Source organism: Flavobacterium sp. W21_SRS_FM3, assembly GCF_052113625.1.
Lineage (GTDB): Bacteria > Bacteroidota > Bacteroidia > Flavobacteriales > Flavobacteriaceae > Flavobacterium.
The window spans coordinates 710,427-731,666 of record NZ_JBGQOD010000001.1 but is presented as its reverse complement, the minus strand read 5'-3'; the positions used below and the strand labels follow the sequence as shown (position 1 = coordinate 731,666).

Annotated in this window: 23 protein-coding genes; 12 read left to right on the top strand and 11 right to left on the bottom strand. The window is 33.8% G+C overall.

The annotated features are described in order from the left end of the window. Window positions 1-30 precede the first annotated feature (30 nt). The 8 genes from ACEN2K_RS03260 to ACEN2K_RS03225 all read right to left on the bottom strand — a co-directional run bounded on the left by ACEN2K_RS03260 (window position 31) and on the right by ACEN2K_RS03225 (window position 7,342). Entirely contained in the window at window positions 31-2,559 is a 2,529-nt protein-coding gene (locus tag ACEN2K_RS03260; RefSeq protein ID WP_441757875.1) for a heavy metal translocating P-type ATPase, read from the bottom strand. 56 nt (window positions 2,560-2,615) lie between these two features. Beyond that, window positions 2,616-3,146, bottom strand: a complete 531-nt coding sequence (locus ACEN2K_RS03255) for a DUF3347 domain-containing protein (RefSeq protein ID WP_441757874.1) — start codon at window positions 3,144-3,146, stop codon at window positions 2,616-2,618. A 94-nt stretch (window positions 3,147-3,240) separates the two neighbouring features. Then, the gene (locus tag ACEN2K_RS03250) at window positions 3,241-3,801 is read right to left on the bottom strand and encodes a helix-turn-helix domain-containing protein (RefSeq protein ID WP_441757873.1); all 561 of its coding nucleotides are present in this window, start codon (window positions 3,799-3,801) and stop codon (window positions 3,241-3,243) included. A 2-nt stretch (window positions 3,802-3,803) separates the two neighbouring features. Then, window positions 3,804-4,682, bottom strand: coding sequence for a DUF3347 domain-containing protein (locus ACEN2K_RS03245; protein ID WP_441757872.1), 879 nt, complete (start codon window positions 4,680-4,682; stop codon window positions 3,804-3,806). 219 nt (window positions 4,683-4,901) lie between these two features. Further along, complete coding sequence (locus ACEN2K_RS03240) at window positions 4,902-5,261, bottom strand: hypothetical protein (RefSeq protein WP_441757871.1); 360 nt, start codon at window positions 5,259-5,261, stop codon at window positions 4,902-4,904. Window positions 5,262-5,359: 98 nt separating this feature from the next. Next, a complete protein-coding gene (locus ACEN2K_RS03235) occupies window positions 5,360-5,704 on the bottom strand; it encodes a phage holin family protein (protein ID WP_441757870.1) in 345 nt (114 codons plus the stop codon). Window positions 5,705-5,734: 30 nt separating this feature from the next. After that, window positions 5,735-6,511 (bottom strand): alpha/beta fold hydrolase, encoded by a 777-nt coding sequence (locus ACEN2K_RS03230; protein WP_441757869.1) that lies wholly within the window; start codon window positions 6,509-6,511, stop codon window positions 5,735-5,737. A 117-nt stretch (window positions 6,512-6,628) separates the two neighbouring features. Beyond that, a complete protein-coding gene (locus ACEN2K_RS03225) occupies window positions 6,629-7,342 on the bottom strand; it encodes a pyridoxine 5'-phosphate synthase (protein ID WP_441757868.1) in 714 nt (237 codons plus the stop codon). A 116-nt stretch (window positions 7,343-7,458) separates the two neighbouring features. Here ACEN2K_RS03225 and ACEN2K_RS03220 point away from each other — a divergent pair, with 116 nt between their 5' ends. The 8 genes from ACEN2K_RS03220 to murI all read left to right on the top strand — a co-directional run bounded on the left by ACEN2K_RS03220 (window position 7,459) and on the right by murI (window position 15,818). After that, window positions 7,459-8,115, top strand: coding sequence for a CBS domain-containing protein (locus ACEN2K_RS03220; protein ID WP_441757867.1), 657 nt, complete (start codon window positions 7,459-7,461; stop codon window positions 8,113-8,115). A 73-nt stretch (window positions 8,116-8,188) separates the two neighbouring features. Continuing rightward, a complete protein-coding gene (locus ACEN2K_RS03215; protein WP_441757866.1) occupies window positions 8,189-9,073 on the top strand; it encodes an NAD kinase in 885 nt (294 codons plus the stop codon). Window positions 9,074-9,246: 173 nt separating this feature from the next. Continuing rightward, window positions 9,247-9,930, top strand: a complete 684-nt coding sequence (locus ACEN2K_RS03210; RefSeq protein ID WP_441757865.1) for a DUF6089 family protein — start codon at window positions 9,247-9,249, stop codon at window positions 9,928-9,930. 4 nt (window positions 9,931-9,934) lie between these two features. Continuing rightward, window positions 9,935-10,675 carry an isoprenyl transferase gene (locus ACEN2K_RS03205; RefSeq protein ID WP_441757864.1) on the top strand — a complete coding sequence of 247 codons (741 nt, stop codon included), beginning with the start codon at window positions 9,935-9,937 and terminating at the stop codon, window positions 10,673-10,675. After that, window positions 10,608-13,352, top strand: a complete 2,745-nt coding sequence (locus ACEN2K_RS03200; RefSeq protein WP_441757863.1) for a BamA/OMP85 family outer membrane protein — start codon at window positions 10,608-10,610, stop codon at window positions 13,350-13,352. Before ACEN2K_RS03205 ends, ACEN2K_RS03200 begins: the two co-directional genes overlap by 68 nt. Before the next feature lie 34 nt (window positions 13,353-13,386). Next, window positions 13,387-14,400, top strand: coding sequence for an OmpH family outer membrane protein (locus ACEN2K_RS03195; RefSeq protein ID WP_441757862.1), 1,014 nt, complete (start codon window positions 13,387-13,389; stop codon window positions 14,398-14,400). A gap of 26 nt (window positions 14,401-14,426) precedes the next feature. Beyond that, on the top strand, window positions 14,427-14,927 hold the full coding sequence (locus tag ACEN2K_RS03190) for an OmpH family outer membrane protein (protein WP_441757861.1): 501 nt from the start codon (window positions 14,427-14,429) through the stop codon (window positions 14,925-14,927). A gap of 114 nt (window positions 14,928-15,041) precedes the next feature. Further along, entirely contained in the window at window positions 15,042-15,818 is a 777-nt protein-coding gene (gene murI, locus ACEN2K_RS03185) for a glutamate racemase (RefSeq protein ID WP_441757860.1), read from the top strand. A gap of 176 nt (window positions 15,819-15,994) precedes the next feature. Here murI and ACEN2K_RS03180 read toward each other — a convergent pair whose 3' ends face one another. Together ACEN2K_RS03180 and ACEN2K_RS03175 are read right to left on the bottom strand one after the other, a co-directional pair. After that, entirely contained in the window at window positions 15,995-16,510 is a 516-nt protein-coding gene (locus ACEN2K_RS03180) for a gamma carbonic anhydrase family protein (protein WP_441757859.1), read from the bottom strand. Between the two features lie 12 nt (window positions 16,511-16,522). Then, a complete protein-coding gene (locus ACEN2K_RS03175; RefSeq protein WP_441757858.1) occupies window positions 16,523-17,521 on the bottom strand; it encodes a PorP/SprF family type IX secretion system membrane protein in 999 nt (332 codons plus the stop codon). Between the two features lie 158 nt (window positions 17,522-17,679). On the opposite strand from ACEN2K_RS03175, the gene ACEN2K_RS03170 reads away from it, so the two are divergent. The 4 genes from ACEN2K_RS03170 to ACEN2K_RS03155 all read left to right on the top strand — a co-directional run bounded on the left by ACEN2K_RS03170 (window position 17,680) and on the right by ACEN2K_RS03155 (window position 20,541). Then, complete coding sequence (locus ACEN2K_RS03170; RefSeq protein WP_441757857.1) at window positions 17,680-18,579, top strand: NifU family protein; 900 nt, start codon at window positions 17,680-17,682, stop codon at window positions 18,577-18,579. Between the two features lie 117 nt (window positions 18,580-18,696). Next, complete coding sequence (locus ACEN2K_RS03165) at window positions 18,697-18,897, top strand: dodecin family protein (protein ID WP_441757856.1); 201 nt, start codon at window positions 18,697-18,699, stop codon at window positions 18,895-18,897. Window positions 18,898-19,150: 253 nt separating this feature from the next. Next, a complete protein-coding gene (locus ACEN2K_RS03160; protein WP_441757855.1) occupies window positions 19,151-19,618 on the top strand; it encodes a YtxH domain-containing protein in 468 nt (155 codons plus the stop codon). A gap of 95 nt (window positions 19,619-19,713) precedes the next feature. Then, on the top strand, window positions 19,714-20,541 hold the full coding sequence (locus tag ACEN2K_RS03155) for a mechanosensitive ion channel family protein (protein ID WP_441757854.1): 828 nt from the start codon (window positions 19,714-19,716) through the stop codon (window positions 20,539-20,541). A 19-nt stretch (window positions 20,542-20,560) separates the two neighbouring features. Here the strand turns inward: ACEN2K_RS03155 and tsaB are convergent, their stop codons facing one another. After that, window positions 20,561-21,229: a tRNA (adenosine(37)-N6)-threonylcarbamoyltransferase complex dimerization subunit type 1 TsaB gene (gene tsaB, locus ACEN2K_RS03150; RefSeq protein ID WP_441757853.1), complete on the bottom strand. Its 669-nt coding sequence runs from the start codon at window positions 21,227-21,229 to the stop codon at window positions 20,561-20,563. Window positions 21,230-21,240: the final 11 nt, after the last annotated feature.

Sequence of the window (21,240 nt, the reverse complement as noted above, 5' to 3'; positions counted from 1 at the left end):
TTTAGGGTTAATAAAATTCTATTGACTAATTTATAATTTCAGGTTTCGCAATCGCAACGCATTACCAATTACAGAAACAGAACTAAAACTCATTGCCAGAGCCGCAATCATAGGTGATAATAACAGTCCAAAAAACGGATATAGTACGCCAGCGGCTATAGGAATTCCAATCACATTATAGAAGAAGGCAAAAAACAAGTTCTGATTGATATTCTTCATCACGCCATGACTTAATTTTTTGGCTTTCACAATGCCTTGCAAGTCGCCTTTTACGAGTGTTATTTTAGCACTTTCAATGGCTACATCAGTTCCTGTGCCCATGGCTATTCCTACATTGGCTTGAGCCAAAGCCGGTGCATCATTGATTCCATCACCTGCCATTGCCACTATTTTACCTTCCGCTTGCAAACGTTTAATTTCTTTGAGTTTATCTTCGGGCAAACAGCCTGCAATAAATGAAGTCAATTGCAACTCATCAGCAACTGCTTTTGCTGTATTTTTATTATCTCCTGTTAACATGATCACTTCAACACCTTGAGACATCAACTCTTTTATTGCATCAGCACTGGTGGTTTTGATGGCATCTGTAATGGTGACAAATCCCACAGCTACGCCATCAACAGTGACATAAGATACAGTTTTCCCCAGCTTTTGTTCACTGATTATTTTATTTTCTAATTCCTCAGAAAGGGAAGCATTTACTTGCTCCAATAATTTTTTATTCCCTAGCGCTACTTTTTTATTGGCTACTGTCCCAATAACTCCTTTTCCAGTTACTGACTTAAAATCATCTACTGTACTTAATACCGTTTCTTTCGCTTTCGCAAAATCAACTACGGCTTGTGCTAAAGGGTGTTCACTATACTGGTTCAATGAAGCGATCATTTGCAACAAATCACCTTCATTATCATGTGTAGCAAATACTTTCTCAACAGAAGGTTTCCCCTGTGTAATCGTTCCCGTTTTATCAGTAATTAAGACATTGACTTTATTCATCACCTCTAAAGCTTCGGCATTTTTTATTAGAACTCCTGATTGCGCTCCTTTTCCAACACCCACCATAACTGACATGGGTGTTGCTAAACCCAGCGCGCAGGGACAAGCAATAATTAAAACCGCAATCGCATTAATAAACCCATATACTAAAGCAGGTTCAGGTCCAAAACTTGCCCAAACAAAAAAGGTAATTATGGAAACTCCCACAACGATAGGCACAAAATATTTAGCTATTCGATCCGCTACTTTTTGAATAGGTGCTCTAGAGCGACTAGCATCTGTCACCATTTGTACAATTTGCGAAAGCAAGGTTTCTGAACCAATTTTCTCTGCAACCATTACAAAAGATTGGGTTCCATTGATCGTTCCTGATACGACGGCATCATCCACTGCTTTATCAACAGGAATAGGCTCGCCCGAAATCATCGATTCATCAATAGTACTTTCCCCTTGCGTTATTGTTCCATCCACTGGAATTTTTTCTCCAGGTTTTACTCTCAGTAAATCTCCTTTTTTAATATCGTGAATAGAAATTACTTTATCAACTCCGTCAACTACTAAGGTCGCTTCAGTAGGGGCTAATTTTAATAATTCTTTAATTGCACCACTGGTTCTACTATGCGCCCTTGCTTCTAACAATTGCCCTAATAATACAAGAGTTAAAATAACGGTAGTGGCTTCAAAGTACAAATGGACGGTCCCGGCAACCGTTTTAAATTCAGCTGGAAAAAGGCTAGGGAATAATAATCCAAACACACTAAACAAGAAAGCCACTCCAGATCCAATCCCGATAAGCGTAAACATATTTAAGTTCCAAGTCACCAATGATTTCCATGCACGAACAAAAAACATACTGCAAGCATAGAATACTACTGGAAGTGATAATGCAAATTGTACCCAATTCCACTTTTCCACATCCATGATTTTCATCAAAGGATTATTCGGAATCATATCTGACATCGCAATGATGAATATAGGGAGTGTAAAAGCCACTGCGATTTTCATTTTTCGCATTAGTTCATTATAAGTCTTATTTTCCTCAGTGGCTGTTGGTTCCATGGGGACTAAATCCATCCCGCATATAGGACAAGAACCTGGTCCGTCCTGTATGATCTCTGGATGCATCGGACAAGTATACTGCTGTCTTTGATTAAGTATGGGTTGTTGCACTAAGTCCATACCACATACCGGACAGTCTCCCGCTTTATCATAAACCTTGTCCCCTTCACAAAACATAGGACAATAGTATTTTCCAGGAGCTGTTGCATGCGTGTGCATTGCTTTTGAATCATGCGAAGTAGTAGTACTACAACATGATTTTACGGGAGTCGCTGCAGACGCATCATTATCAGTAGGAGTTTCCATTGCAATGGTATAATTACCTGCTACAGATATAGCATCTTGTAACACGGAGGTTTTTATGTGCTGCTCCATATTAATAGTCGCAACTGCGGGCTCTAAAGTTACTGTTGCCTGAATTCCATCTATCGCATTTAAAGTTTTTTCTACCTTAGTTCGACAGCCATTACAAGACATTCCTGTTATTATATAATTGTGTGTCATGTATGTTTTATTAAAAAAGCGCAGTCTAATTTCTAGACTGCGCTTTAGTTATATTATTATTTTATGGTTTCTGTTACGCCACCACATCTTAGCATTTGGTTTCCATAATATGGATTTTTAATTGCTTTTTCCTTACTTAACCAGCTAGCACCTTTTCCTCCGTTGGCCATAGGGCAAAACTGAGCGTACACGGGTTGACTATAATTAGATGATTTTAATAAAAGTTGCATATTGCCTGATAGCGATACAAAAACCGCTCTTTGCGTTTTTATATTTTGAGTGGTCCCCATTTTTTGAGCATCTGCTTGGACTTTTTTATAAACTTTCATCCAAACTAGATGTTCGCTTTTAGACAGCGTTGTCATCTTAACAGCATTAACAGCTGCTACTAATTCTTTGGCCTTGATAGCGGCTTGTTTCCCATCAGTTTTAACCAAGGCATCTTTAATAGAAAAATAATGATCAAATACGGTGGTCAATGTGCTTCCATCTGTATTTTCCTGACTATTAATTGTAGTTGTGGCCTGTGCCATGGTAACGGATAAAAACAAGCTAAGAGCAAGAAATAATGTTATTTTTGATTTCATGATATTTTTTATTTAGGTATTCAATTAATACATTACAAATTTCGGTAATACCCCTTTGTGATCTGTTGTATAATTTTAAATACTATTTGTATGATTATAGATTGTCTATTTGTTTTCTACTATTCGTTTTTAAATTTTTAAAAGCGGTGGGTGTATAACCCGTCACTTTTTTAAATTGATTGCTTAAATGAGCAACATCTGTAAAATGCAATTTGTAGGCAATTTCACTTAAAGACAATTCTTTGTACCGCAACAATTCTTTTACCCTCTCAATACGATGTAAAATATAAAACTGTTCGATTGTTGTCCCTTCTTGTTCAGAAAACTGCTGACTCAAACTAATGTAGTCTTGTGCTAGTTCTTGAGTAAGATATTGTGACAAATTGACTTTTAATTCGGCTTCCTGATGATGTACTAAATGAATTATAGCACTTTTTACTTTCTCTACTGTTTTAGCCTTCGTATCGTCTAATAATTCAAATCCTAATGACACTAGTTTATTAGCAAATTTCTCTTTAACGTTGCCATTTAAAGCAGATTCTAATGCTACTTCGCCCAGCGTTATTGCTTTGTACTTAATAGCTAATTGATCCAGTTCTGACTTTACCACCATTATACAACGGTCGCAAACCATATTCTTTATATATAGTGTCATTCTTATTTTATCGTATCTACCGTACTACCACAGCTTAACATTTTAGCCCCATAGTAAGGGTTTTGAATCGATTTGTTTTGAGACAGCCATTTTGCACCTTCTCCTTTATTATACATAGGGCAGTTGTTGTAGTACACTGGCACTGCTGTAGAAGACACTTTCATTAAATCATACATTCTTGTAGAAAGCGTGGCATAATGATCTCTTTGATGTTTTATATCTTGGGTTTCTGAAATATGCTCAGCATCTTCTTTTAAATTTTTCACTACTTTCATCCAGACCATGTGCTCTTTCATAGGTAAGGCTTCCATTTTAACCGCATTAAGCGCTGTTAATAAGTCAGCTGCTAGGGTTGCCGCTTTTTTACTGTCTGACTTTACTAATGTTTCAGTTAATAAAAAATAAGTATCAAAAACTGGACTTAATCCTTGCTCTTGATTTGCTTCCGCAGTATCAGATTTTTTCATAGGCATGTCATGACCTTGCTTCATTTCCATCTTCATATCCATCTTCATCTCTTTTGCAGCTGCAACTTTAAAAGTTCTATCATATTGACAACATCCTGGAAGTTTAGCGTAAGCGGCTTCAGGAGCTAGAAAACTTTCACTATCATAACCTGCTAATGCGATTCGCTTTAAAATTTCGGATTGATTTGTTTTACTACTGTCAAAGGTTAAAGTAGCCATTTTTGTGTCTTTGTTCCACACCACTTCTGCTACTTTATTCTTATTACCAGCTGTTTCAATGGTTGTTTTACACATCCCGCAATTACCTAAAATTGTAACTGTTTCAGTGGCAGCATTTTTAACTTGGCCATTAGCCAAAGTAATGGATAGTAAAAAACAAATACCTATCGCGATTTTATATATTGGATTTTTCATTTTTAGATTTTTTTAAAAAGAAATTAAATTGCCACAGTCTCTGTATCTTGAGCTGCAATATATTTTCCTTTTCTTAATTATTGGGCGCACTACTTTAACTTACTCTAATAGAGAAGGTAGCACTATAAATTTACGAATTTTAATTGGTATAAACAGGAAGTTGATTTCCAGCTAAGAATGCTTGGAAAAAGACCCATTTATGGCTGTCAAAAATAGTTTTTAACCTATTTTAGGAATTAGCCACAGGGAGTAATAAATAGCCGAAGGGAAGATTTCAGCATAGTGACTTTTTTGTCTTTTAGTTTGATAATCAAAGTTAGAAAGATTTACTTTATATACCTCTGACAAAGTTATACCAGAATGGGTAGAGGAAACACTGCACAAGCTGTGGCCACATTTACCATTACAGTTACTTGATTTTGAATGCGGCGTATCACCACAACATGTCTTTTTGTGTGTTTTTACAACAAGTTCTTTAGTACATTTTTCTTTTTTTGCTACTTTACCACAAGCCATAGCGGTTACAGGCATCAAAAAGAAGCCTAGTAAAATCACTATAAAAAGATAACATTTTCTCATATGTACTATAAATCAGTCCAAAAATAAAGGATTCCCATTATTTTCATCTATAATGATTTGTTAAAATAAATCTAACAATAAGCAAAACAGCAATTTTATTATTTAGTTTCTCCAAAAATCGAATACATAAGCGACTGCGAAACCGATAAAATAATACTAAACAACAAGGCTGTAAAAAAAGAATCTACACTGAACCCGCCTACTATATTATCACACAATAAAATAATGATAGCATTGATTACTAACAAAAACAAGCCTAAAGTAATGAATGTAATGGGTAAAGTTAACAGAACTAATATTGGTTTTATAAAAATATTTAAAAGTCCTAGTACCACCGCTACGATTAATGCTGTCGTGAATCCGGCAACATGTACTCCTGTCATCAAGTGAGAAAGTACCACAACTAATGCCGATGTAATCAGAATTCTAAAAAGTAGTTTCATGTTTTCTATTTTTATTTAAAAGTACAAATTTTAAATTAATTCCTCTTTTTCTAAGAACGCACTTGCTAGCTGATGAAAAAGTTTTGGATTTTCGGCATGAAGCCAATGTCCTGCATTCGGGATGGTTTCAAATTGGGCTTTCGGAAAATGTTTTTTAATTTCGTCAAAATCACTATCCAAAATATAATTAGAATTCCCTCCTCTAATAAAGAGCGTTGGTTTAGAATACAAGGCATCTTCTGGCAAAGCAACTCCTATTTCATCCATCTTTTTATTAAAAACAGCTAAGTTAAAACGGAAAGCTAATTGTCCTGGCTCTTGCCAATACAAACTCTTCATTAAAAATTGTCGGGTACCAAAATCAGTAATGTACTCTTCTAAAGTTGCTTCAACATCAGAACGGCTGGGCTTCTTAGCAAAGTCAACTGCGTTTAGTCCAGCAAGAATCGTTTGATGGTGTTGTGGATAAAATTTAGGACCTATATCTGCAATTATTAATTTATCCATCATTTCAGGATACTTAGTAGCAAATAACATCGCCGTTTTTCCACCCATCGAATGTCCAATAACAGATACTTTTTCTAAATTATTTTCCTTGCAGTACTCATACACGTCTTGTGCCATCGCTTCATAAGTAAATTCATCAGACTGAAAACTGCGTCCATGATTTCGTAAATCGAGTAAATGTACATGATAACCTTCTGTCGATAATTGTACTCCAATAGTTTTCCAATTGTCTGACATTCCTAAAAATCCGTGCAGTATTAAAAGTGGCTTTCCTTCGCCTTCTATTTTTGAATATAGCATTTGACTGTTGTTTTATTTTTGATTTTGCGTGAGATTTGAAATTAAGAGGAGGAAAGCCAGTGGCTGTCAGATACTTTAAAAAAATCCTCTTTCAAAATGTGGCACGACCAAATTATATTATTTTAATTTTTGCAAATACATGTTAACTACATTTTCAAGACCTAAATATAAAGCCTCGGAAATTAATGCATGCCCGATGGATACTTCTAGTAAACCTGGAATATTTTGTTTGAAAAACTGAATATTATCTAAGCTTAAATCATGTCCTGCATTGATGCCAAGACCGAGTTCATTTGCTAAAATTGCCGATTTTACGTAAGGATCAATTCCGTGTTCATTACCTAGACTGTATTGGTGTGCAAAAGCTTCGGTGTACAATTCGATTCTATCGGTACCTGTTTTTTTAGCTCCTTCAATAATTTCTAAAACAGGATCAACGAAAATCGAAGTTCGTATGCCGTTACGTTGAAATTCCTTGATCATTTCAGTCAGATACGCTTGGTTTTTAATAGTGTCCCAGCCCGCAGAAGAGGTAATTGCTCCGATGGCATCAGGAACCAAAGTCACTTGATCTGGTTTGCATTCTAAAACCAAATCGATAAAATTATGTTGAGGATTTCCTTCTATATTATATTCAGTATATACAATCGCTTTTAAATCGCGAGCATCTTGATAACGAATGTGGCGCTCATCTGGACGCGGGTGAATGGTGATTCCTTCAGCACCAAATTTTTGAATATCGGTGGCTACTTTTAGCAAATCAGGCACGTTACCTCCTCGGGCATTACGTAAAGTAGCTATTTTGTTGATATTTACACTTAACTTTGTCATTGGAATACTTTTTGATTATGAAATAACAGATTAATGGATACAAAAATACAAAGTAAAAGGTAGGAGTTTTTGCCTTTTTTTGATTATTTTGCATAAAAATTGAGGATTTACTAAAGATGGAAATTACAAACTACATAACCACTGACTTTAAAGCCATTGACAGCCAAGAGACTATTGCGACTGTCAAAGATTTTTTTGATGATTTGAACTTCTCTCACTTTCCTGTTGTTGAAGAAGGAGTTTACATAGGTAGTATCTCAGCTGAGGACATTGAAACTTTTGAAGAGGATAAAACAGTGACTGATTACAAATATACTTTGGAAGCTTTTTTTACCAGAACAGATGCTTTATGGCTAGAAGTTCTGGAAGTCTTCGCCAAAAATCACTCCAATTTGATTCCGGTTTTAGATGAAAGTAACAAGTATGTTGGCTATTATGAAATTGATGACATTATGAGCTTTTTTCATCAGACTCCTTTTCTTAAAGAACAAGGTCGCATTATAAAAGTTAAAAAAGGTGTTATAGATTATTCAATGAGTCAAATCACTCAAATTGTAGAAAGTAACAATGGAAAACTCTTAGGATTATTCATTTCCGAATCTGATGTGGATACCATTGAAGTTACTATGAAAATAAGTTTAGGTGCTATTAATGAGATCATTCAAACTTTTAGAAGATACAATTATGAGATCACCTCAGAACATCATGAGGATGATTACATCAACAACTTAAAAGAACGATCAGACTATTTAGACAGGTACCTTAATATATAATTGTTTATTCGGTTATTTGTTTAGCCGCTTTAGCCTACCAGTACAATTACAAACAAAACGATTAAGCAAGAAAATGAAAGTAGCCATTTACGGTCAATATTATCAAAATAGTACAGAACCCATTATAAGAGACATTTTCGTTTTTTTTAATAAAAATAATGTAGAATTAATCATAGAGTCTAATTTCCTAGAAATGCTTTATGACAAGAAAATTGTTCAAAAAGACTACAACACTTTCTCATCTCACACTGAGCTAGACTCCTCTATTGATATGTTAATCAGTATTGGTGGTGATGGTACTATCCTGCGAGCTGCTACTTTAGTGCGCGATTCCGGAATCCCTATTTTAGGAATAAATGCTGGTAGACTTGGTTTTTTGGCCACTGTACAAAAAGAGAACATTGACGAATTTTTACAGATTGTCATTGATAAAAAATACACACTTTCCAAAAGAACTTTATTGAGTTTGTCTTGCACGCCTGCTAACGAAGCTTTGCAGGACATCAATTTTGCGATGAATGAGATTTCAGTAAGTAGAAAGGATACTACGTCGATGATTACAATAGACACCTATTTAAACAGTGAGTTTTTAAACTCTTACTGGGCTGATGGTTTGATTATCTCTACACCCACAGGATCTACTGGCTATTCACTTAGTTGTGGCGGACCTATATTAACTCCCGATGTAAAAAGTTTAGTCATTACTCCCATAGCTCCGCATAATCTTAATGCAAGGCCATTAGTAATCCCTGATGAAACAGAGATTGAACTAAAAGTATCTGGAAGAGAAGACAATTACTTAGTTTCATTAGATTCCAGAATTACCTCTGTAGCCAATGAATCTATTTTAACCATAAAGAAAACACCTTTCCAAATTAATATGGTCGAAATTCCCGATGAAACTTTCTTAAAAACACTGCGAACGAAATTACTTTGGGGAGAAGACAAAAGGAATTAACCCCTTTTTAATGTTATCTCTATACGAATACACCCTATTTTTCCGTTTCGTTTTTAACATCCTGCTGTTTTGAACTAAATAAAGTGCTTATTCCTAAATTTATAAGCACATTTAACGTTCTGGGTATTGATTCGTATTGATAATTATTATATTTGCACGCAATTTTTAATTAAATGAATAAATTTTTTGGTATTCTATTCAGCTTATTCCTGAGCCTATCCATGTATTCTCAAATACATGAAGTAGGTGTATTTGTGGGTGGAAGCAATTATATTGGCGAGATAGGACCTACTACCTATGTTGCCCCCAATAAATTGGCATTTGGAGTGTTGTACAAATGGAACAAAAGCACGAGACATGCTTACCGACTTTCTTACACACAATCAGAAATAACCTCTAATGACTTTGACTCTAAGGAACCTAGCAGAAACCAAAGAGGATATCGTTTTGACAATAACATAAAAGAAGTATCTTTAGGCCTTGAATTTAACTTTTTTGAATTCAATCTGCATGAACTTGGGAGACAGTTCACGCCTTATGTATACAGCGGAATTAATTACACACAATACAACGGTCTATTTTATGTAGACGGTGAAACAAAATACGACTCAGATCATGGAGCAATAGCAATCCCAATGACTGTAGGACTAAAAACAAACTTAAACAGCCGCTTTATATTAGCATTAGAAGTTGGAGCAAGATACACGCTTGCAGATGATATTGACGGGAGCAATCCTACAAATGAAAACTTGAAGCAACTAAGATTTGGAAATTTAAATAATAATGATTGGTATGTTTTCTCAGGAGTAACTTTGACGTATACTTTTGGGCAAAAACCATGTTATTGTGCAGACTAAAAAAATGGATTTACTAGAAAATATAGATAAGAATAATTTACCAAGTCATTTAGCCATCATCATGGATGGAAATGGTCGATGGGCAAAACAACAAGGTTTCTTACGTGCTTTTGGTCATGAAAATGGCACAAAATCAGTAAAAATAATAATAAAAGAATGTGCTAAAATTGGAATAAAACACCTCACCCTTTATGCCTTCTCTACTGAAAATTGGAACAGACCCAAACTTGAAGTAGATACTCTAATGAAGATTTTAATCAAATCATTAAAAAAAGAACTACCTACTCTTATTAACAATAACATCAAATTGAACACGATTGGCAATTTAGAAAAAATGCCCCAATCAGCTCAAAAAGAACTACTTGATGTTATGGAAAAAACCAAGAACAATACACACATGACCCTAACATTAGCGTTAAGTTATGGTTCTAGAGAGGAATTAGTAAATGCTGTAAAAAACATCAGTAATAAAGTTAAAAATAATATAATTTCAATAGACTCTATTGACGATTCAATTATAAATGAGCATCTTTACACGCAAAATTTACCAGATGTAGATTTATTAATAAGAACAAGTGGAGAACATAGGATAAGTAATTTTTTGTTGTGGCAAATAGCCTATGCAGAACTATATTTTACGGATGTATTGTGGCCAGACTTTAAAGAACAAAATTTATATGAGGCTATTATTAGTTATCAAAAAAGAGAACGTAGATTTGGAAAAACAAGTGAACAAATTAAATAAATTTTTAGTGTTGAATAAAAGTATAAAAGCAGTCCTTACCCTAGTTTTACTAGGAAGTTTTTCACAAATTAAAGCTCAAGATAGAATTCCTTTTGATCAAGGGAAAAAATACATATTAGCCGATGTTAATGTTACGAGTCAAATAAGTTTTAACGAACAAACTGTAGTTACTTTTGCTGGACTTACTAAAGGACAAGAGATCACCGTTCCTGGAGAAGAAATTAGTGGCGCTATTAAAAAACTAGGAAAACTAGGTCTTTTTGATGAAATATCTTTTTACATCAATCGAATTGAAAACGACAGTATCTACTTAGATTTAGACATTAAAGAACTTCCAAAATTAGGAGAAGTTAAGTTTGTAGGTATTAAGAAAAACAAGACTGAAGCCTTAATTAAAGACAACAGTTTAACTAAGGGAAAAGTGGTTAATGAAAACTTGATTACCACTACTAAAAACTACATCGAAAACAAATACAAAAAAGACGGGTACTACAATACTAAAGTTAACATCAACACGGTTAAAGACACTGCTACTGTTAATCAAGTTAACATGCTTGTTACCATAGACAAAGGTGAGAAGGTTAAAATTCAAAATATAGACTTTGTTGGTAATGAAAAATTATCTGACAACACGCTTCGTAAAGCGATGAAAGACACGAAGCAAAAGAAGTTCTTCCGCATCTTAAAAGCGTCAAAATTTATAAAAGAAAAATACAAAACAGACCTAGAAAAAGTTATTGCTGCTTACAAAGAAAAGGGATATAGAGATGCTCGAATTGTATCAGACTCTGTAACTTTCCTAAAAGATAAAAATGCCTTAGCGATTAAAATTAATGTAGAAGAAGGGAATAAATATTATTTTGGAGACATTAAATTTTTAGGAAATACGGTTTATTCTGATCAATTCTTAAGTAGAATCTTAGGAGTTAAAAAAGGCGAAACATATAATGGAGTCCTTTTAGAAAAAAGAATTGCCGATAAGTCAAAACCGGACGGAGAAGACATTACCAACTTATATCAAAACAACGGATATTTATTTTCAAATATCAATGCTGTAGAGGTAAAAACGGCTAATGATACGATTGACTTTGAGATTAGAGTTACTGAAGGTCCTTTGGCTTACTTTAACAAAATAACCGTTACTGGAAATGACAAAACAAATGACCGTGTTATTTATAGAGAGTTAAGAACAAAACCAGGTCAAAAATACAGTAAAGAAGAATTAGTGAGAACTATTCGTGAGATTGGTCAGCTAGGATTCTTCGATCCTGAAGCAATCAATCCTGCCTTTAAAAACGTAGATGCTTCTGCTGGAACTGTAGATATAGAATACCAATTAGTAGAAAAAGGATCAAGCCAAATTGAACTACAAGGTGGTTATGGTGGTGGTGGATTCATAGGTACATTAGGGTTGTCTTTTAATAACTTCTCTGCTAGAAATCTATTAAATAAAGATGCTTACAAACCGTTACCAATGGGTGATGGACAAAAAGTGTCATTACGTTTACAAGGGAGTACGTATTTCCAAACGTATAGTGTATCTTTCTCTGAACCATGGTTTGGACAAAAGAAACCAGTACAATTTAGCTCTTCTATTTCTTACAGTAAGCAGTTTTCAAACAATTACCAAACTCAAAAAGCGGATAAGACTAAAAGTTTTAACATCTTAACCTTATCTGTAGGATTAGCCAAAAGATTAACTGTGCCAGATGACTTTTTTGTATTATCTCAGTCTATTAGCTACCAACATTACGACTTGAATAATTACAATACTGGTCTGTTTACTTTTGGAGACGGAACCTCAAGAAACTTAGCATATACTATTGGATTATCAAGAAGTAATAAAGGGACAAACCCTATCTTTCCAACGTACGGTTCAGAGTTTAGTATTTCTGCTAAAGTAACCCCTCCTTACTCTTTAATCAATGGAATCGATTATGCGACTCTAGACGATCAAAAAGAATACAAGTACAAACACACTGGAGCTTCTTATGTAGGAACTAACGGTATCATTGTAAACGAAGGAGATTATGTAGAAGCCATACCTAATGCTGCTAACACTAGTCCAAACAAAGTAACTAACATTGAAGATGCAGCTGCTGATCCAGCAATTGTAGATCAAAAGAAATTTAATTGGTTAGAATACTATAAAATTAAATTTAAAGCAGACTGGTATACTAAAGTTTACGGTAAATTAGTTTTGAGAACATTAACTGAATTTGGATTCTTAGGAGCTTATAACCAAGATAGAGGTGTTGTACCATTTGAACGTTTTTATGTAGGAGGAGATGGACTTGCAAATTACTCCATGGATGGTAGAGAAACAATTCAGTTGAGAGGATATCCTAACAACTCACTAACACCTATTAATAGCTTAGGAGAACAAATTGGTGCAACAGTGTACAATAAATTCTCACTAGAATTACGTTATCCTATTACATTGAAATCTTCTGCATCGATATATGCCTTGGGATTCTTAGAAGCTGGATCATCATATGAGAATTTCAAAAGCTATAATCCATTTGCTTTAAGTCGTTCTGCAGGTGTTGGACTACGTGTATTTATGCCAGCATTTGGTTTACTAGGAATTGATTTCGGACATGGGTTTGATGCATTGCCAGGACAAACAAAACCAAATGGATGGGAAACCCATTTCATTATTGGACAACAATTCTAGAAATTGACATCCGATTTTCTAATACTATAAAGTTATGAGAAAACAATTTTTATTTTTATTTTTAGCCGCTATTGTAGTGAATACAATGCATTCGCAAATAAGAGGTACTAAAGTAGGTTATATAGACATGGAATACATTTTACAAAATGTACCCAACTATATCGAAGCTAACAACCAATTAGAGCAAAAAGCTCAAAAATGGAAACAAGAAATTGAAGCAAAAAGAATCGAGATTGATAAAATAAAAGAAGCTTTACAAGCCGAAAAAGCATTATTAACTAAAGGCTTAATTGAAGAAAGAGAAACTGAAATCAAATTTCTGGAAACAGTAATGTTAGATTTCCAACAAAAGAGATTTGGTGCGAATGGGGATTTGATGATTCAAAAATCAATGCTAGTAAAACCAATACAAGATCAAATTTTTACAGCAGTGCAAGATATTGCAGAAGATAAAAAATATGATTTTATCTTTGATAAATCATCTGACCTAACCATGCTTTTTGCAGCCAAAAGATTTGATATAAGCGACCAAGTATTACGTGTTCTAACAAGAGCAGATAAAAGAGAGCAGTTGACAAAAAAACAACTTGCGGATCAAGAAGCTAAGGAAAGTAAAGAAGACGCGATTCAAGATAATCCTTTCTTAGCCGAAAGACAAAAAGCTTTAGAAGAAAAGAAGGCAGCAAGAGATCAAGCAATTGAAGATAGAAGAGCAGCACAAGCGCTAAAGAAAAAAGAATACGAAGAGAGAAGGCAAAAAATACTAGATGATAGAGCGGCCAAAAAAAATGGCACGGTTTCTGCCTCTACCAATAAAGGAGATAGTAACACAAAAGTTACCAGCGATGATAGCTCGAAAGATGCCGCAAAATTAGCTGCTGAAGAAATTCGTAAAAATCAAGAAGCAGCTAAAGCAAAAACAATTGAAACGCGAAATAAAATAATTGAAGATCGCAAAAAAGCATTAGAAGAAAAAAGGATTAAAACCTTACAACAAAGAGATTCTATTAAAAAAGCCCGAGAGGAAAAAATTAACCTAAAACAATAAATTAATTACTTAATATTTTAAAAACGATGAAACAAATCAAAACTTTACTAATTGCTGCATTATTCATATTAGGAGCAAGTCAAACAATGAATGCACAAGCAAAAACAGCTCATGTAGATGTAAGTGAAATTATGGCAAAAATGCCGGCTATGCTTGATGCTCAAAAACAATTAGAAAAATTAAGCTCGACTTACGATGCTGATTATAAAAAAATGGTTGAAGAATACCAAGCAAAATTAAAAAAATACGAAGCAGAATCTGCTACTGTGACTGACGCCGTTAATGGTGACCGTTCTAAAGAAGTTCAAGACATGCAAAAGAGAATTGTTGACTTTAGAGATAATGCTCAAAAAGAATTGCAGCAAAAAGAATCTGATATCGTTAAACCATTAATGGAGAAAGTAAGAAACTCTATCCAAAAAGTAGGTAAAGCTAAAGGATTCCAATACGTATTAGACGGATCTACTTTACTACTTGCAGATGGTACTAACTTAACTGCAGATGTAAAAAAAGACTTAGGTTTCTAGTAGAAATCAAATTAAAATCTAAAAGCCGCTCATCCTTATTTAGGAATGAGCGGCTTTTTTTTTTAAATATATAAATTTTAGGAAAATTAAGCAGTAGCACTTAACTTTGTTTTGATGAACAACAATCAACCAATAGGGATATTCGACTCAGGCATAGGAGGCACTTCTATATGGAAGGAGATACACCAGCTCCTTCCGCAGGAAAAAACGATATATTTAGCTGACAGTAAAAATGCCCCTTATGGTCAAAAATCAAAGGTTGAAATCATTGCTTTAAGTATCAAAAACACAGAGATATTATTGGAAATGAATTGTAAGCTAATTGTTGTAGCTTGCAATACTGCCACTACAAATGCAATTAAGGAATTAAGAGAGAAATACGATGTTCCTTTTATAGGTATTGAACCCGCAATCAAGCCAGCAGCAACCAACTCTAAAACACAAACTATCGGCATACTGGCTACGCAAGGAACGCTAAGTAGCGAATTATTTTATACCACAGCCCAAAAATTCCAAAGCACTAAAATTGTAGAGCAAGTGGGTCACGGATTAGTACAACTCATTGAAGATGGCAAAATCAACTCGCCTGAAATGGATCAGTTACTACACTCCTACCTCACACCCATGATTGAAGCCAATATTGACTATTTAGTTTTAGGCTGTAGTCATTACCCTTACCTAATACCGCAGATACGAAAAATTTTACCTAATAACATTCAGATTATTGATTCAGGTGAAGCGGTTGCAAGGCAAACACTAAACCTTCTTAAAGATCAGGTAGGATTTACAACTGAAACGAGTAACAACCCTATATTTTACACGAATACTGAAGCAGCAGTTTTAAAATCGATTATTGGGGACCAATATGAAGTTATTCAAAAAGAATTTTAAAGACTAATTAATTTTTCCTTTTAAAAGTGAATTTTATCAGTTCTATAGGGAAAGCTTCTTTATTACTAAAAGTAGCTAAAAACCATCTTAAAACACATTATTATAGCAAGCTAATTACAGATGTAAAGAAGCTTTATCCAAGTATAACAACTAAAGAACAAGGTATCTAATTATTGTTACTCTTCTTTAAACCAACTAGAATACATTACATAATTATCAGAAATGCGGGCAATCTCTCCGGCAAAATCTGACTGATTAATTTCTTTTACTTTTTTAGCAGGAACACCCGCCCATATGGATCCCGATACTACAACTGTGTTTTGTGTTAAGACCGCGCCTGCCGCTATTATAGAATTACTTTCTACTACACAGTTATCCATAACTATAGCTCCCATTCCTATCAGGACATTATCATGAATTACACAACCATGTACTATAGCATTATGACCTATAGATACATTGTTACCAATTATTGTAGGGTGTTTTTTATAAGTGCAATGAATAACCGCACCATCTTGGATATTTACTTTATTTCCAATTTTAATGTAATTGACATCTCCCCTTATAACAGCATTGAACCAAACACTACAGGAAGTTCCAAATGAAACTTCTCCAACAATAGTAGCATTTTCGGCCACATAACAATCATCAGGAATGATTGGGGTTTTTCCGTTTACAGATTTTATTAACATTGAAAACTAATTTTAATTAATGGCAGGGCAATTGCATTCGTATTTCACCGGTTTGCAAAACAAATCCATTCCAAGAGTAATTTGATGGTAACCACCATTATCAAATTTTACAGGCCCAGACACATGAGAATAAGTATAAGCAAACATAAATTTATTAAAATTCACCCCTACTATCGGAGTAATGTATTGTAATTTTTGTGATGATACACCGCTTCCATCAGTATATTCTGCTCCGTCCAAGCTTCTTCTATAAGACAAACCTCCCCAAATACTACCAAAATCCATGTTTTTGTAAGCTTTCATATTCAAGTCAAACGATTTCTCTTTTGTTTGATCTACTAATTGAAACAATATGGAGGGCTCCCACAAAATGCCATATTTATTTCCAAAAACATAACCAGCACTCAACAAGTACTTTCTTAGATTATCGCTTTCGTATTCTGTATAAATATCGCGTCGTGTTTCAATGGCATTTTTGACGGTTCCATGAACATAAAAATCCAAATAATTATAAGAAGCCCCAATGTCAAAGTTAACATAAGAGTCCTTTTGCACAACAGTTCCATCAATTATTGGATCAAAATCACCCGATTGTAAAAAACTAGTTTCGTCTAATTGACTCTCAATCAATCCTGCACTTATTCCAAATGACAATTGATTCAAATCTATTTCATCCCTGGAAAACATAAGATGATATGCATATGTTAGCTTAACTCCTTTTTGAGAATGGTAACCATTTTTGTCATTAAATATAATAATACCTGCCCCCGCTTTCTCTCCAACCCTACCGTTAAAACTAAGCGTTTGAAGTTCTGGTGCCTCATCTTGACTAAACCACTGCTTGCGACCTGTAAGTCTTATTTTAGCACAATTAGCAGCTCCCGCCATCGAAGGGTGTATTAAGTAATAATTATCTGAAAGATAATCAGAATATACTGCTATTCCTTCTTGAGAAAATGAGTAAGAAGTAGCTAATAAAAATAATAAAACTATTTTAATTCTGATATACATTGAAATAAGATTAACAAAAATGAATACTACTTAATTAATTTAAATGAACTGAATACCACCTCAATAACTAAAATAAAGTTAATTTATTCATTTATATATCAAATATAGGTATTCATAGAAAATAACTTTACTAAATTTGTAAAAATTTACAAAAAGTCATGACACAAATAACAATAAAGGAAACACAAAACCCTACTATACTTAAATTTGAATTTGAAGAATTTATCACTCAAAATGAAAGTTTTGAATTTAAAAACATAGACGAAGCGAAATCTTCACCACTAGCTCAACAACTTTTCTATCTTCCATTTGTAAAAACAGTTTATATTTCAGGTAATTTTATTGCAATTGAAAAATATAGCATCGTTGAATGGGAGGATGTAAAAGACGCTGTTGCTGAACAAATAGTTAGCTTTGTAGATAACGGAGGTACTATTATTACCATTGAGGAAAATAAAACTAAGAAACAACCCATTACCGTTTACGGAGAAACAACGCCAAATCCATCGGCTTTAAAGTTTGTAGTTAGTAGAATGCTAACTAAAAATGCTATTGAGTTTAAAAACATTGATCAAACAGCGCCTTCACCACTAGCAAAAGAACTATTCAAATTTCCTTATGTAAAAGAAATTTTTATTGACGAAAACTACATCTCTGTAACAAAATATGAAGTGAATAATTGGGACGAAATTACGTTAGAATTAAGAAGCTTTATCAAACAGTACATTGAAAATGGCGGTACAGTTTTAGACGAAAGTCTTATCCAAACTATTGAGAAAGATGAACAGACTAAAGACGCCACCTTTGATTCACTAGACGAAACTTCTCAAAAAATCATTAATATTCTTGAAGAATATGTAAAACCGGCTGTAGCTGCTGATGGAGGAAATATTGCTTTTGACTCTTACGATGAAAACAGTAAAACAGTTAAAGTTATCCTTCAAGGTGCATGTAGTGGATGTCCTTCTTCTACATTTACCTTGAAAAGCGGTATCGAAAACATGTTAAAAAGTATGCTGAACGACGAGAAAATTAATGTTGAAGCATTGAACGCTTAACTGCAAGAAACACAATAAACAGCTGATTTCTATTTATTTACAAAACTAAGTCGGTTTTTTTTAACCTATTCGAAAAAAAATCAATAACTTTAGTTCTTAACCAAAAAAATAGAAATTATGTCAGTATTAAAAGTTATTGAAGTACTTTCCAGCTCTAATACTAGTTGGGAAGAAGCCACGCAAAATGCAGTTACTAAAGCATCCAAATCGGTTAAAAACATACGCTCTGTTTATGTTCATGAACAAAGTGCCACTGTTAAAGATGGAAAGGTATCAGAGTTTAGAGTCAATTTAAAAATAACATTTGAATTAGAATAATTCATGTTAAAATTTAAAAAAAGCGTTTCTTTTGAAGCGCTTTTTTTATTTAATAGCATTTATAAAATTTACTATTGGCCATTAGAATTCGTTTTCTTACTTAAAGCTATACTTAGATATAACAGCATAATGTAAATAGAATTCTTGAACATTTTTAATTTAAAATATTGATTACCAATAAAATATTAATATTCAAATAATCTTTAACTTCCAAAAAATGCTTACTATTGTATCCTAATCAAATAAAAATACCATGGGAGTAACTTCATTTTTAAAAAATTTATTTGGCTCAGCCAAAGAATCAACAGCAGCTTTAACAGACAAAGCGGAAAATGCCTTAGCAGAATCAAAGGAAGCAGCTGCTCCTTACTTAGAAAAAGCAGAACTTTTTAAGGATGAAGCTATAGAAAAGGTGAAAGAAGTAAGTGACGAACTAGCCGAGAAAGCCGAAACTGCTTTTGATGATGTTAAAGAATCTGTAGCTCCTTTACTAGATAAGGCTGACAGTTATACGGATCAAGCTAAAGAAACGATCAGTGAATTCTCAGATAAAACTGCTGATTTATTAGAAAAAACCATCGATAGTATCAAAGAAAATGCTGAAGAAGCAATAGAAAAAGTGGAGGATTTTGCTCAAGATGCTAAAGCAACAATAGAAGAAAAGATAGACACTTTTACCGAAAGAAATGCAAGTTCAGAAATAGCATCACCTAAAGAATAAGAAGTACAAATACACTTATAAAAACCATTTAATTTGTATTTTTGTACAATAAACTTCAACCTTCTCTTCCGAGAAGGTTTTTTATTAGAATAAAAATGACAGTAAATATTGATGCAGCGGCAAGCTATGCCAACCTATATATTAAAGAATTTCTTTCTTATTCTCCAAAGTTGATATCAGCTTTTATCATTTTGTTTATTGGTTTATATGCCATTCGTATTATTAATAGGCTCATTAGAAAAATAATGATTAAACGAGACTTGGACCCTACTTTAACCAAGTTCTTAGCTGACATATTACTATGGATTTTGAGAGTATTGTTATTTGTAACCTTCATATCTAAGTTAGGTATAGAAACATCGTCTTTTGTTGCCATCCTCGGTGCCATGGGTTTAGCAGTTGGATTATCTCTACAAGGATCGCTATCCAATTTTGCAGGAGGAATGCTTATTATACTGTTCAAACCATTTAAAGTAGGTCATACAATAGAAGCACAAGGCGTTTTAGCTACTGTGTGTGAAATACAGATTTTTGTAACCAAATTAATCACTGCAAATAATCAGACGATCTTTATACCTAATGGAATCCTCTCTAATGGGACAATTACAAATTACTCTTTACAGCCTACGCGTCGTGCTGATTTAACATTTTCAATATCTTATGATTCTGATATTAAGAAAGCCAAAGAAATAATTATAGCTATTTTAAACAACAACCCTAAAGTATTACAAACGCCAAAGCCTGAAGTTTTTGTCAGGAATCTTACAGATAGTGCAATTGAATTAGCAGTAAGACCGTGGGCTAAGAATGAAGATTTTGGGGTCGTTTTTACAGAAACATTAGAGAATTGTAAAATTGCTTTTGACCAAGCAGGCATCGCCATTCAGCCCTTTGTGAAAGAAATGTCTAAAACAGACGGGTAAAATCACTTTGCGTTCAACATTATTTCTTTGAAGCAGTAATCAAAAAGTCTTTTAAATAAAAGGGCTCAAAGTAAGCTACATCAACAGTGTCTTTATTTTGAAACTTCTGATAACTTAATATTCCCATTTCATTAGAGGAAGGATATACAAGCGTATCTAAAAACACAAAATTAGGTTTATTCATCACCGTTTTGCATTTTTCAGCACAATCTCCTACAAAGTAAACAGTTCCCTCTAATTCATTAAAAGAATCTTCAGATATAATCTCTGCCATAGTTGCTCTTTTCTGCTTTAAATCTGCCGTAAAGACCGCGCTATACACTTCCATTCGTCTAGCATCAATCATTGGAACAATTAAACCATCACTGATCTTAGCTTGAGCAGCTAGCGCCTGCAGAGTATCTACTGCAATTAAAGGGATTGATAGAGCATAACATAATCCTTTAGCTGCTGAAACACCAATACGTAATCCTGTATACGATCCTGGACCTTGACTCACGGCTACTGCAGATAAATCCTGGTACGTGATTCCGATATCTTGTAAGCATTTCTCGATAAAGAGATGCAAACGCTCAGCATGAGAATAACCTTCTTCTGAAATTTCATTACAAACCATAGTTGTCCCATCTTTTGCAATAGATACCGAACAGTTTTTTGTAGCCGTTTCAATATTGAGGATATACGCCATTTTTTAAATAT